Below are 12,799 nucleotides of genomic sequence, written 5' to 3'. Positions count from 1 at the left end.
ATGGCAGATATCCTTTACCCACACGACTATCTCCCAATGCCACTGCAGGAAGGCTATGGATTCCAGCCTGTAAGCCCGTTAAAACGAACCCAGTTAACCACCGGCCGCGCGCGGCAAAGGCGAGCTTATACGTCCACACCGACGCAGGCTAGCATCACTTGGTTTATGGAAACCGATGCGCAGGGACTGGCGTTTGAATCCTGGTTCCGTGATGCGTTATCTGACGGGGCTGCATGGTTCATGATGAAGCTGCAGACGCCGGCAGGTATTAAGTTTTACAAATGCCGCTTCACAGATATTTATCAGGGACCGGTGCTGGTGGCCCCGATTTACTGGAAGTACACAGCGACGCTTGAATTATGGGAACGCCCCCTTGCTCCTGCCCCATGGGGTAATTACCCGGAATGGATCGTCGGCAGCTCACTGCTGGATATTGCGCTGAATAAGGAGTGGCCGAAGCATGACGCAGATTAAACGCCTCTACGCCAGCAGCGGGACGGAGGTGATCATTGAAACTCTGCAGATCACCATTGGATCTGATGTTCACTACCTGTGCCAGGGCTACGAAGATATTACGGCAACGACGGAGAACGGCGATACGGTAACATTCACAGCCTGCGCAATAGACATTGCGCTGCCGGCGCGCAATGCGGACGGCACGCAGGACCTAAAATTTGCCCTGTGCAATATCGATGGTGTTGTGTCCACGGCTATCCGCAATGCGCTGGCTAACCGTCTGTCTGCATTGCTGACTTACCGGAGTTATATCTCTACAGATTTAGCAGCGCCTGCGGCAGTGCCTTATACGCTGAAAATAAAGTCTGGTTACTGGACGGCGACAGAGGCACAGATCACTGCGGGTTACATGAACATCCTCGATACCGCCTGGCCGCGTTACCGCTATACGCTCCCTTTATTCCCCGGTCTGCGTTACATCAGCTAAGGAATCCTAATGTTTAATCCTGATAAATACCTTTCAGTCACATGGCTGAAGGGCGGCAGAGTGTATCCGCAACTCGACTGCTTCGGCATTGTGAACGAAATCCGGGCTGACCTTGGACTACCTCTCTGGCCTGAGTTCGCCGGGGTGACAAAAGACGACGGAGGGCTCGATCGAGAAGCGCGCCGGATGATGCTTTCACTGGAACGCTGTGAGCCTTGTGAGGGCGCCGGGGTGGCCTGTTATTCCGGTTCAACCGTCACCCATGTCGGTATTGTTGTCAATATCGGTGGCCTGCTGCACGTGGCGGAATGCAATCCAGGAGCGAACGTCACCTTTCTGGCTTTGCCGCGATTTAAGCGGCGTTTTGTCAAAGTGGAGTTCTGGCAATGACCATTCGTTTTTACCCATCCCAACTGCCTGGTGAACCACTGGAAACGCATGAACATGGTGTAACCAGTATTCGCAACTGGCTGGTGGAAAATGTTGAAGGTTACGAGGATCGGGATGTGCCACCGCTGACCATTGAGGTTGAGGGGCAGTCAATTCCGCCAGGCGAATGGGCTACTTTCGTGATCCACCCTGACAGTGATGTCCGGCTTTATCCTGTGCCTTTCGGGCTTGAGGCCGCTACGATTGCCTGGATAGGAGTGGGTATCGCCGTCGCATCTGCGGCTTATTCATTGTTCATGATGAGTAACATTGATGCCGGCGGCTACACGTCATCCACAGGGCGAAGCCTCGACCTGAACCCCGCTAAAGCAAACAGCGCGAAACTGGGTGATGCGATTCGTGAAGTTTTTGGGCGCGTGCGTATTTATCCGGATTATGTCGTGCAGCCCGTTACCCGGTTCGATGCCGACGATCCTACGAAGATGCACGTCCAGATGCTGCTGTGTCTCGGTGTCGGTGAACTGATTTATACCAATGGCGATATCAGGGTAGGCAGCACTCCTGCATCGACGCTGCCAGGTTTCAGCAGTACCTATTATCCGCCAGGCGCGGACGTTTCCGGTGATGAGCGCAGTGAAAACTGGGTCAACAGTACGGAGGTTGGTGGGGCATCATCCGGTACCGGGCTGGATATGGCCCAGACGTCGCCGGATGCTGACGATATTATCGCGGACAGCATGACCGTCTCTGGATCGAGCGTGACGTTTACCGGGCTGGATACGGATGATGATGACGATAGTGACGAGAACGACAACGAACTGCCACCCAGCTGGGTCGCCGGCGCGGTGGTTGAACTGAAAGCCCCGGCAAACTACCAGATCACAACGGCAGCCGGATATAGCGTAATCGCAAGCCCACTGCTGACGGAAATCGCGCCGGTGGTTGGTATGCCGGTGACGCTGGGGTTTAACTCAGTCGATTACGATCTGTTTATCGCGTCATATACTCCCGGTCAGGCTGCAGTGCCCGGCGCCGGGGGGAGTGCGGCAAAAGTACAGGCCAGTGCGGCCCCGACTACCTACGACTTTTCGACAAGCTCCAGCACGTTCACGATCACCTGGCAGGGGGTTACCTACACGGTATCGCTGGTGACGAACTATGTCTCAATGTCGGGACTTCTGTCGGCCATCACCGAGGGACTCACTGGATCCTCCTTGGTCGCGCAGGACAACGGTGGAACTGTATTGATAACCGAGTCGGCCAGCCCGTTTGCGGGTGGGGCGATCACGTCCTCGTCGCTGCCGGCATCTGTCTTCGGTGATGCCCCGGTTTATACCACCGGTACGGCATCAACCGGCGGGAGCCCAGCGGTAACGGCATCTGTGACACTCGCCTATAACAGCGCCACGGGCACCGCATTCTCCGGGATGCCGGAGGGTGGGCAACGGCTTTCACTTGCTCATCGCGGGAATGAGTACCGGATTGTGTCATCTGACGGCACGACGGTGACGGTGGCGCGCATGGTTAACGGTACCGTTGATGATTCGTGGCCGGGATTCGCCGCAAGGACGATGATTGACTATGAGGCCACTGGTCTTAACGACAACAATAGCTGGATGGGACCGTTTCTCGCTTGTCCGGATAATGAAGTCGTAAATGCTTTTGAGGTTAACTTCTCTTTTCCCAGCGGTATTTGCGGTTTCGGGAAATCCGGCGGCAAAAATTTCCGCAACGTTGATTATGAAATTCAGTACCGCGTATATGGTTCTGGTTCGGGCTGGGTGAGCAAAACTGGACGGTACCGGATGAAGAACGTTAATGCCCTGGGGTTCACTGAGCGATTTGAATTGGCTACCCCTGGTCTGGTTGAGGTGCGGTGCCGGCGGCGTAATGAGCAGGGGAGTAAAAACGCCAGGGACTCTATGTACTGGCAGGCGCTGCGCGGCAGGTTACTGACCCGCCCGGCATCATATGCCGGAGTATCGTTAATGGCCGTGACGGTGGAATCTGGCGGCAAACTGGCGGCGCAGTCTGATCGGCGCGTAAATGTTGTGGCCACGCGCGCCTATGAAACCGGAACGGCCAGAACCATCTCGGGTGCTCTTCTGCATGTCGGGAATTCGCTGGGGCTGGAGATGGACGTCGACACCATCGCCGCGCTTGAATCCGCGTACTGGACGCCACGGGGCGAAAATTTCGATTTTGCCACGGGCGACAGTATCTCGGCGCTGGAAATGCTGCAGATGATAGCCAATGCCGGGAAATCCCGCTTCCTGTTAAGCGATGGCCTGGCGACGGTCAACCGTGAGGGGATTAAGCCATGGACTGGCGTGATCACTCCGCATGAGATGGTGGAGGAGCTGCAGAGCGGATTTACCGTACCATCCGACGATGATTTTGATGGCGTCGACGTGACGTACATCAACGGTGTCACTTGGGCAGAGGAGACCATTAAATGCCGGACGCCCGACAATCCCACACCGGTGAAAATCGAGAACTACAAACTTGATGGGGTACTGAATGAGGATCACGCCTACCAGATCGGGATGCGCCGCCTGATGAAATACCTGCAGCAGCGGGTGACCTTCCAGACCACTACCGAGCTGGACGCGCTGTGCTACAACACGGGCGATCGCATTGTGCTCACGGATGATATTCCGGGTAACAACACGATTTCCTGTCTGGTGGAGGCGATGACAACGGCTGGTGGCGTGACAACGTTCACCGTTACGGAGCCGCTGGACTGGTCTTTCGAAAATCCCCGCGCGCTGATCCGCTATCAGGATGGCTCTGCATCCGGGCTGATGGTGGTGAGTAGGGTGGGCGATTTTCAGCTGTCAGTCCCGCACCTGAGCGAGTTTGATGACCCGATGAAGGTTGACTTGTCATCGGAAACCATCGAGCCGATCCGTCTGGTATTCTGCGGCTCAACGCGCCACGTCTACGACGCCATTGTAGAGGAGATCGCCCCGCAGTCTGACGGAACCTGTCAGGTCACCGCTAAAGAATACCTTGAATCGTTTTACCAGTACGACGACGCCACATACCCCGGCGATGTCGCGTAATACCCCATAACAACCCCTAATTAACTCTTTTCGCTCAAACCCTCGTTTGGGCGAATCCTCTTTTTGGAGCAAAAAACATGGCCGAACTTAACCCGCCTTTGGGAACGACGACGCCTGAAATTTTCCTGGATAACGTCAAGCGCGCTGACAAGTTGGTTAACGGCCCGGAAGGAACAGTTAACGACCGCGGTGGTGAGCCACTTGACACCTGGCGCCAGATGATGGCGAAGAATGATGAAATTCGTCAAAACCTGATACCGCTCAGCAGGCAGTACATGAAGATTGAGGCGGCGCAGGCGGATATTGCCAATATCCCCGAAGGGAGCACAACCTATGTACGTAGCGGTATCGGTAGCGCTCTGGCGGATGAATACATTAATAATTCAGGGACCCTTGAACCGACTGGCAGAAAGATGCCATCGCAACAGGCCGTTCAAATAAACGATGATTTCAGGGTGGATGTTACTCTGGGCAGCGAATCGCAATGGGTTGATAACAGCAGCAGTTCAGCCAAAACCACGATAATGGCCGATGCTTCAGGACGCGAGGTTATTTACGCAAACCATAGCGCAAAAAAAATAATAGCCTATGGACAGCCACTGGCTGATAACAAAACGGTTTCGGAATTAGGTTCTGAAACATGGGTGATGGATGATAGCAATCCGACAATCATAATTGAGCTGGTGGATAAGTCGGGCCGTATTGTTAAATATTTGGACCTTGCTTCCGGGCTTTATTACGTATTTGGTAAAGCTGTAGGGACCGAACAGTCGTCAATTGTGTACCCGACGTTTATTCCTGAATTCATGGACGCTCGTAGCTATGGGCAGAGTTTAAGTATTTACTCGCAGGGCACTCCGGGTCTCGCTACGCCCACCGTGAAGACTTTCAGGTTTGATACGGGAGTCCTTACCTACAACAAGAATCCGACGTCACTTGTGGCGCTGGAGGACCCTACGTCTAGCCAGTACATGCAAAGTCAAATCCATGACTTCCAGACCAAAGTTTCGGATGCGTCAAACAGTGAGTTTCTTCTTGCTGCATCGGGGTTAGGCGGTACGCCATTCTCAGGGCTGGAGCCCGGAACGGTGGTCTATACCCAGTTCATAAACACAATCCAGAAGGCAAAAGACCTGGCTGATGCGCGGGGAGTCCAGTATGGGATGTTGTGGTTTAATTTCCAGCATGGCGAAACCGATGCTTCTCAAGGAACCGGGTATGCCTACTATCGGCAGAAATCGAAAGAGATGCAGGAAACCACTAACGCTCATGTTAAATCTATTTCAGGGCTGAATCATGATGTGGTCATGTTCACGTATCAGATGGCGACACATGGCCGTTATGACGGGACAACATATCCCAGCTATGAAATACCGCTGGCTCAACTGGATGAGGCAATCAGTAACCCGCTTATCCAGCTCACGACGCCGATGTATATTTTCGACTATGCCGATGGGCTACACCTCACGAATGACGGCTATCGTCACAGGGATATTTTCTTCTCGAAAGCCCAGAAGTTTTACTACGAAAATAAAAAACCATGGCTGCCGTTATATCCAACTAAAGTCAGCCGTATCGGCAATACCTCTGTCCTGCTTGATCTGCACGTCCCGGTTGGCCCGGTTCAGTTCAGTACCGATCGTGTGACTGCTGCAACTGATGGAATGCAGGGATTCGAACTATGGGCAGAGAACAGTGACGGTACGCTAACACGCCTGGCTATTTCATCGGTCGCTATCGTAAGCGGCTCACGCATTAAGGTTGTTCCTGCGGTTCCGTTTAATGCGGCTGATAAAATTTATCTGGCCTATGCATTCACGCCGGAAAACCGTGGCGCCGACAGTGGAGGCGGTATCTATCCAAACTGGCCCGCCGGATATACCGCCGGGTGTCGTGGAAATGTTTGTGATTCTGATGATTACGAATCTGATCTCCGCGATAAAAACGGCAATCCCTATGAACTCCGCAACTATCTAACTATTTTCCGGAAAGAGGCTATTTCATGAGCTATTTATTCACCCGCCTGTCTATTGATGTGCCATTTGATAATCCAACTTATGTTGATGAAAGCTCTGTCCGCCGCCTCATTAATCCGGAATTTAATCCGGAGTCTGGTTTTGTAAACTGGATGTTTGGTGGAAGTGCTGACAGCCTCACGTCACTGTCTGGTGGCCATGTTATGACGCCTTCGGCTGGTGCTTTGCCAACCTACAAAAACTCATCACTGGTTCTTCCTGCGGTGGCGACAGGTTTTAACGGCCTCAACACTGAATATAATGACTCAAACAGCATGACGCTGACCGCTGTCATTCAGTATACCGGCGCAGCAACGCAGATACTTCTTGGTGTAAATACCGGAACGCAAGGAGAGTGTATCTATATGAGCGGTACCAGTGTACTGACCCACCTGGTGCGTAATGCGCAGGGGGCATCAGTGACAACTGAAATTCCGGTGCCAGCCGGACTAACTGCAGGAAAGTATATTTTCTTGGCGTTCAGCCGAAACGGGAACAACCTGATTTCAATGGTAGGAGGTGCATCCACGCAGGTTAATCTGACGGATTCTGTTAAAACCCCTGCAACAGCGGCGAAAGTTGGGCCAGGGAATACGGCATATAATGCAAACGGGTTTTCAAAACAGTTAGAGGTGGTTGAGTGTCTGTATCGGGATGGCCCGACCACGCTTGCAGACCTCCAGACTGCCTATGCAAATTCGAAAACGCGATGTGCTTTACGCGGAATATCATTGCTATAAATCAATTGCTTATAAAACGGCTATCGACTTTGATAGCCGTTTTTATTTAGTTCACCACTACGCCTCGCATAGCCATAATACTTTTCATCTTGTCACGGACATCTGTCTGTTCTGCATCAGACAATACGCGATTGTAGACGGCGAATATCCCCATTAAACCGGGAAGCCCCATATTCTGCTCCGGGCTCTGGCCACCATTCAGGATCAGGGGCAGTGTCGATTTCTTACGTATAGAGATAGCAGAAGTATGTTTATCACCGCTCGCCCTGGTGATAGACGCTTCTGTATTTGATACCGCTACGGTGAAGCGCGTCCATCCACCTACTGCGCCACCGTGGCTCACCTGAACAGTTGACTCAACACTATTCCCCGTAGCCACCTGTAAAATGAGCGTGCCCGCGGCTTCAATTCGCAGCTGCAGACCACCAAACGGGGCGATACCGGGAAATAAGTTGGAGAACAGACGGCCCGACACAGTCGGCTGGCTCATATTGATACACAGTGCAAACGTCATTTCATCAGTTTCAATGATCCCCGTATCAGCACCATGCGCACTGTCTGCAGTCGTGCGCATCCCCAGTTCAGTAAATTCATTGCCGGTAATCAGATCATACCCGTTGCCACTTGAATCATACTGGTCCTGCATCCCGTAAGTCGCAATACTGGCGCTATCGTTGAGAATCATTTCAGGCTCGGCCAGTTCCAGATCGTCGGCATTCACCACACCATCACAAACAAGAATCATACTTCCTCCAGTTTTAATAATCCCATCTGTCCCACGCTGGTAGTGGCTCCATTCGCGACAATGGTCAATTTCATTTCGGTCATACCCTCCGGGATCACCACGTCATAACTGAACGTCCTGAATCCGTCCGTCGAATGGTTCCAGGGGCGAATTCCGGCAATATTTGCTCCGTTGGCTTCGAGGAAGCAGGCGGTTGCCGCGTTTTCATCCACATCAAATTTCACTCTGAAACTGAATTTCCGGCGCTCACCTGGCGTAACCGGGATAGTCTGTGACACGCGCGCGCTGGTATTCCCGGCGCCAGTCACCACCAGAACGTTACCAACGACATCAGGATCCGTGGTTAATGACACGGTTCCGCTTTCAACAACCCATCCTGACGGCAGACCATTCACGATATCGAGAAAGAGTGGGTTGATAATGGCATTCGGGCCTCCTGAGGTGACCGGATTGGAGATAGCCATCTGTGGATAAACCGGCATCATGAAAGGTGCCAGCGCTTCCGCCAGTGCTTTACCCATATGAAAAGCACCGAGTGGCGCAGGGTGTGATGGGTCAGGAGAGCCATCCTGAAGTTTGCCGTTATAGCCCGCCTTCCAACCGTCGGTTTCCGGGTCAACAGTGATTGACCGCATATCAACGAACGGAAATCCCTGCTCAATTGCATACGCGCGGGTAAAAGCGTTTATCGCATTCTCTCTGGCTTTCAGAGCCGGATCGCTGTTGTTCTGGGCCGCCATGCTACACACCACCGGGATAATGCCATTCTTGCGGAACTGGGTGAGGATGTACCGAATATTGCTGGTGACCGTTGCAATGGTGAATTTAAAGTTCCCGGCGCTATCTTTCTGAATGACATCGTTACGCCCTCCCAGGAAGGTAATAAATCTGGGCTTTGCTTCAATGGCTGGCTGTAAGTGGACGCGGATCATATCGGCAGTGGTATAACCGCCGGTAGCCCACTGGCCAACATACTGCAACTGCCCGTTGCTGAACAATGATGCCCATACCTGCCATGACCTGGCGTTATAAGCATTACCATCCAGCCCATTCGCCGTTAATGAATCCCCAAAACCGCCAAACGTGTTTTGCAAAAGACCCTGGTGGGTTTCCAGCGGGATACCGCGATACTCAAGTGTGGCGTTGCCGTCGTCGCGAACAGCCAGAACCCTGAATCCTCCAATCACCAGATTAAATAAATAGCCTGCTCTGGCCCGCCGAATTGATGATGTTCCGATGAGAAGAGAGCGCAAGATATTCAGGTAATCAGCAAAGGATTTGCCTGGTAACTCTTTCTCACCATTTTCATTGATTGAGAATAGCCGTCGGCCTTGCCGGGTCAGAATATCCAATGGCCTTTTTTTACGACTGACAGTGTTTATTCCGCGCGTTCGCATATCGGTCGCGCGCGCAAAGTTATGGACCATCTCAATGAATTCCTGAGAGGCCTGTTTACGTCCGGTAGGTTGCAGGATGCCGTTAACGTTAATTACTTCATAGGCCAGATAATCGTTATCCTGGCTGCGTATGAACGTTGTACTTCCCTCCATAATGTTTGCAATATCAGCCTGCGCCGCCTCAATCGTCATGTACTGGCGACTCAGTGGGATCAGGTTCTGATGGATACCCCGCCACGAATAAAGCGGATCACCGGCGCGGTCGGGAACGGTCGTCGGCTGTCCGTTGACCAGCTTATCCAGGCGCGTGGCGTTATCGAGCAACACAGCGGGAGAGGTATCCCCCAGCGGCGGATTAAAGGCCATGTTTTTTGCTCCAAAAAGACGCTTCGCCCAAACGAGGGTTTGAGCGAAAGTCCGGAGATTTTTACAATCAGCTATTTCAAAGGGTTATGTGATGCTGATTGGTTACGCCAGGGTGTCTACCGGGGATCAGAACCTCGATTTACAGAAAAACGCACTGATTCGAGCAGAATGTGAGCTTGTTTTTGAAGATATGGACAGCGGGAAAAATGCCAGGCGACCTGGTTTAAAGCGTGCGTTGCGCAGACTCAAGCCTGGTGATGTGCTGGTGGTCTGGAAGCTGGATCGGCTTGGGCGCAGCGTGCGCGACTTAATAACCATGGTATCGGAGCTACAGCAGCGCGGCGTAAACTTTCGCAGCCTGACTGACTCGATCGACACGTCGACCCCTGCAGGCCGTTTCTTCTTTCATGTCATGAGTGCGCTGGCAGAAATGGAACGAGAGTTGATCGTCGAACGTACTCGCGCTGGTTTAGCCGCAGCAAGGGAGCAGGGGAGAATTGGAGGGCGGCGTCGGGTAATGACGACTGATATCGTGGAACATTGCCGCCGGATGCTCGCAAATGGAGCTACCCGACAGCAGGCTGCAGATGTTATTGGGGTTGGGGTAAAGACGATTTACAAATATTTCCCTGTAGCTGGCGTAGGGAATTTTGAGAATCAGTAATCGTCAGGGATGTTGGAGATACCGCCCCACACGATAATCAGGCCAAGTATAGTCATGGCAAATAAGGTTACAGATACGCCTGAGATGATTAAAAATGTCATATAGTTCCTTGAGGTGTGTGTTGTCATTCATTAGACAGCAGGAACTGTAGAAGGTTGTGAGCTTTACAAATTTCTGGCAATCGTTTTTTGGTTAAGTAAACGGCCAATGGCTATATGTAAGAGTCAGTTGGGAACCACCAAGTACTTACTCGGGAACCTCTTGGTAAAGAATTGCAGGGATAATCGGAGATAGTTTGAAGACTACTAAGATATTTCCCCGGAAAACATTGCCTCATCCTTATAAACTTAAGGTTTTCAACGTGGTAAAGCCTGCTGCTATTACAAAGTAGTCAGCAAGATAGATTCATGGTACATGACAAGTAGAATGGTTCATTTATATAAAGAGGCTTCGCCTTCAGGACGCGTTTTGAATCTGCGATGCATCCACAGGTATTGCTCAGGGGCTCGGAGAATTTCATGCTCGATGATCTTATTCATATAACCCGCTGCGGCGACCTTGTCTTCCCCTGGATAGCCTGACAACGGATTGCTGATATACATGCGATAACCTTTTTTATCGCTACGTCGAATCATGCTAAGTGTGATCAGTTGTGCACCTGCGAGTTTTGACAGAGCATATGTTCCGTTCGTTGAGGCTGCTTTTTTTACCGAGAAAAAAGGTGCAAAAACGCTTCCCTTAGGCCCATAATCCTGATCTGGTGCAAACCACACGGCTTCACCAGCTTTCAATGCATGAACAAAACCAGATAAATTACGCCGATTAATCATCGCCTTATTTGAACGCATACGACCTTTTGTCTGTACCCATTCCATTAATAGATTATTGTGTGGGCGATACGTAGCCATCATAGGATGGCATAAACCCATTACTCTTCCACACAACTCAAGGGACATAAAATGAATCCCGACAACCATTACCCCTCTGGTCGCACCGGTCAGGTTTTCAAGCCCTTCGACATCAAACCATTTTTTGACTCTCGCATCACTCCAGAACCAGGCCATTCCTGTTTCCATCAGTCCCAGTCCGAGAGAAACAAAGTTTTTCTTGACCATCTGGTTTCGGGCAAACGGTGTCATTCCTGGAAAGCAGAGTTCGATATTTCTAATCGCAATTCCTTCCCGACGTTTCAGAAAGGGTCTGGATATTTTTCCAAGACCAGAGCCCAGAATATGTAAAACCGGGTAAGGAAGCTGAACGAGAAGCCACAGCAGACCCAAACCAGTCCAGGTAAGCCAGTAGCGGGGATGGAGTAAATTATAAGTAAAAGTCTGTGACATAAATTTCCTTAATGCTAATGGAGTTATAACGCAAAAGGGAAATGCTGAGAAAATTCGTCTTTAGCGATACTCATTCTTTTAGACAGTTTGAATTCGTATAAATTCAGAAGAAACAATTTCAATTACTGGCAACAGTTTTTGAATAGTCAGGGATACATTGTAAATCAGCAAAGTTATGCTGTTATAACTTCATGGGTTTTTCATTGATATTCAAGAAATTGTCTTCTGGATTCATTATCATCAAGGTACTCAAAAGAAAGAAGGCGAATTTTGGTAAGTTTATAAAACCACTCACAATCGTTTCGTTGAATAATTTCGCCTGGTTTGAAACATATCCCGGATGCCACCCGGATAATGGCATATTTACCATTACTAAACCTGACCCGGTGAATACAGAAAGGTTGGCCAGCCTGCCCGTGACAGCTGTTCGACAGGATACGTCCTTCAATAAAAACAGATTTTTTAGATTTCATTATCATACCCTCGACAACTGCAGTACAGGAGGAACGTTGTCATTTTCCGACATCACTGACGTTAAGTGGCAGAAGCTAATCAGCCGCCGATACACCAGCATTCTGAAGGTCTGAACAACAGTCCGCAGGCAGGGCACTCAAGAACCGCATCTTTTCTTAGCTTACCTGCTTTCTGATCAGCTCTGTGTGCGCATACCGGGCAGGCAACATGAACCGGTCTTTCTTTAAAATTTCTGAGCCCTTTTGTATAAGACATAAATGATTCTCTGAGGAATACAGTAATTATTATACGCTTTGATATAAAAATAACTGGCATAAGTTATGTTAAGTTGTGTCTGAATCAGGATGTAAGATATTGAAAATTGAACGTCTGATTTATGATACACTATCCTTCCGTGAGAAATTTATGATGAAATCAGAAGACACCCTTGACTGGTATCCGGCACAACTACCGCCAGTGAAAATTATTCTTGGTGAAGCCGTGCTGGCTGTGGGTAAACAGGGCAGACCGATTAATACCCGCACCTTGCTGGAATACCTTCAGGTCATGCAGGACAAACAAAAAAGGCGGGATGACAAAATCGCCATGCAGACTGCGATTGATGTTCTCAGGGATAATCAGCGCATTAACGGCAGACGTTAATGCACCTCCGGGATCAGT

Annotated in this window: 13 protein-coding genes; 8 read left to right on the top strand and 5 right to left on the bottom strand. The window is 50.7% G+C overall.

Features of this window, described 5'->3' with window-relative positions; translation table 11 throughout:
* The 6 genes from PGR29_RS03430 to PGR29_RS03405 all read left to right on the top strand — a co-directional run bounded on the left by PGR29_RS03430 (position 1) and on the right by PGR29_RS03405 (position 7,153).
* Entirely contained in the window at positions 1–474 is a 474-nt protein-coding gene (locus tag PGR29_RS03430) for a hypothetical protein (protein ID WP_087867641.1), read from the top strand.
* Complete coding sequence (locus tag PGR29_RS03425) at positions 461–943, top strand: DUF1833 family protein (protein ID WP_087867642.1); 483 nt, start codon at positions 461–463, stop codon at positions 941–943. Before PGR29_RS03430 ends, PGR29_RS03425 begins: the two co-directional genes overlap by 14 nt.
* A gap of 9 nt (positions 944–952) precedes the next feature.
* Entirely contained in the window at positions 953–1,333 is a 381-nt protein-coding gene (locus PGR29_RS03420) for a nitrite transporter (protein WP_087867643.1), read from the top strand.
* Complete coding sequence (locus tag PGR29_RS03415; RefSeq protein ID WP_116548394.1) at positions 1,330–4,398, top strand: host specificity factor TipJ family phage tail protein; 3,069 nt, start codon at positions 1,330–1,332, stop codon at positions 4,396–4,398. Before PGR29_RS03420 ends, PGR29_RS03415 begins: the two co-directional genes overlap by 4 nt.
* A gap of 77 nt (positions 4,399–4,475) precedes the next feature.
* Positions 4,476–6,404, top strand: a complete 1,929-nt coding sequence (locus PGR29_RS03410) for a hypothetical protein (RefSeq protein WP_227592447.1) — start codon at positions 4,476–4,478, stop codon at positions 6,402–6,404.
* Complete coding sequence (locus PGR29_RS03405) at positions 6,401–7,153, top strand: hypothetical protein (protein WP_116548397.1); 753 nt, start codon at positions 6,401–6,403, stop codon at positions 7,151–7,153. Before PGR29_RS03410 ends, PGR29_RS03405 begins: the two co-directional genes overlap by 4 nt.
* Positions 7,154–7,199: 46 nt before the next feature.
* Here PGR29_RS03405 and PGR29_RS03400 read toward each other — a convergent pair whose 3' ends face one another.
* A complete protein-coding gene (locus tag PGR29_RS03400; RefSeq protein WP_116548396.1) occupies positions 7,200–7,898 on the bottom strand; it encodes a LamG-like jellyroll fold domain-containing protein in 699 nt (232 codons plus the stop codon).
* Positions 7,895–9,661 carry a GDSL-type esterase/lipase family protein gene (locus PGR29_RS03395; RefSeq protein ID WP_116548395.1) on the bottom strand — a complete coding sequence of 589 codons (1,767 nt, stop codon included), beginning with the start codon at positions 9,659–9,661 and terminating at the stop codon, positions 7,895–7,897. The genes PGR29_RS03400 and PGR29_RS03395 overlap by 4 nt, the downstream gene beginning before the upstream one ends.
* A 91-nt stretch (positions 9,662–9,752) precedes the next feature.
* On the opposite strand from PGR29_RS03395, the gene PGR29_RS03390 reads away from it, so the two are divergent.
* Entirely contained in the window at positions 9,753–10,325 is a 573-nt protein-coding gene (locus tag PGR29_RS03390; RefSeq protein WP_316424070.1) for a recombinase family protein, read from the top strand.
* A gap of 431 nt (positions 10,326–10,756) precedes the next feature.
* On the opposite strand, the gene lpxP is transcribed toward PGR29_RS03390, so the two are convergent.
* The 3 genes from lpxP to PGR29_RS24895 form a co-directional block, all read right to left on the bottom strand.
* Complete coding sequence (gene lpxP / locus PGR29_RS03385; protein ID WP_047053427.1) at positions 10,757–11,665, bottom strand: kdo(2)-lipid IV(A) palmitoleoyltransferase; 909 nt, start codon at positions 11,663–11,665, stop codon at positions 10,757–10,759.
* 200 nt (positions 11,666–11,865) lie between these two features.
* Positions 11,866–12,138, bottom strand: a complete 273-nt coding sequence (locus PGR29_RS03380; protein WP_186277838.1) for a hypothetical protein — start codon at positions 12,136–12,138, stop codon at positions 11,866–11,868.
* A gap of 79 nt (positions 12,139–12,217) precedes the next feature.
* Positions 12,218–12,394, bottom strand: coding sequence for a YnfU family zinc-binding protein (locus tag PGR29_RS24895; RefSeq protein ID WP_222103347.1), 177 nt, complete (start codon positions 12,392–12,394; stop codon positions 12,218–12,220).
* 153 nt (positions 12,395–12,547) lie between these two features.
* On the opposite strand from PGR29_RS24895, the gene PGR29_RS03375 reads away from it, so the two are divergent.
* A complete protein-coding gene (locus tag PGR29_RS03375; protein ID WP_004132711.1) occupies positions 12,548–12,781 on the top strand; it encodes a hypothetical protein in 234 nt (77 codons plus the stop codon).
* The last annotated feature ends 18 nt before the right edge of the window (positions 12,782–12,799 follow it).

The sequence above is a fragment of the Klebsiella sp. 141203 genome (assembly GCF_032601985.1).
Classification (GTDB): Bacteria; Pseudomonadota; Gammaproteobacteria; order Enterobacterales; family Enterobacteriaceae; genus Klebsiella; species Klebsiella aerogenes.
This window is presented reverse-complemented; position numbering and strand designations above follow the sequence as displayed.

Bases quoted from the DNA above. Each gene is read 5' to 3' on its own strand.
- PGR29_RS03410 (WP_227592447.1), top strand. From the start codon at position 4,476: ATGGCCGAACTTAACCCGCCTTTGGGAACGACGACGCCTGAAATTTTC.
- PGR29_RS03390 (WP_316424070.1), top strand. From the start codon at position 9,753: ATGCTGATTGGTTACGCCAGGGTGTCTACCGGGGATCAGAACCTCGAT.
- PGR29_RS03395 (WP_116548395.1), bottom strand. From the start codon at position 9,661: ATGGCCTTTAATCCGCCGCTGGGGGATACCTCTCCCGCTGTGTTGCTC.
- lpxP (WP_047053427.1), bottom strand. From the start codon at position 11,665: ATGTCACAGACTTTTACTTATAATTTACTCCATCCCCGCTACTGGCTT.
- PGR29_RS03430 (WP_087867641.1), top strand. From the start codon at position 1: ATGGCAGATATCCTTTACCCACACGACTATCTCCCAATGCCACTGCAG.
- PGR29_RS03420 (WP_087867643.1), top strand. From the start codon at position 953: ATGTTTAATCCTGATAAATACCTTTCAGTCACATGGCTGAAGGGCGGC.
- PGR29_RS03380 (WP_186277838.1), bottom strand. From the start codon at position 12,138: ATGAAATCTAAAAAATCTGTTTTTATTGAAGGACGTATCCTGTCGAAC.
- PGR29_RS24895 (WP_222103347.1), bottom strand. From the start codon at position 12,394: ATGTCTTATACAAAAGGGCTCAGAAATTTTAAAGAAAGACCGGTTCAT.
- PGR29_RS03425 (WP_087867642.1), top strand. From the start codon at position 461: ATGACGCAGATTAAACGCCTCTACGCCAGCAGCGGGACGGAGGTGATC.
- PGR29_RS03375 (WP_004132711.1), top strand. From the start codon at position 12,548: ATGAAATCAGAAGACACCCTTGACTGGTATCCGGCACAACTACCGCCA.
- PGR29_RS03405 (WP_116548397.1), top strand. From the start codon at position 6,401: ATGAGCTATTTATTCACCCGCCTGTCTATTGATGTGCCATTTGATAAT.
- PGR29_RS03400 (WP_116548396.1), bottom strand. From the start codon at position 7,898: ATGATTCTTGTTTGTGATGGTGTGGTGAATGCCGACGATCTGGAACTG.
- PGR29_RS03415 (WP_116548394.1), top strand. From the start codon at position 1,330: ATGACCATTCGTTTTTACCCATCCCAACTGCCTGGTGAACCACTGGAA.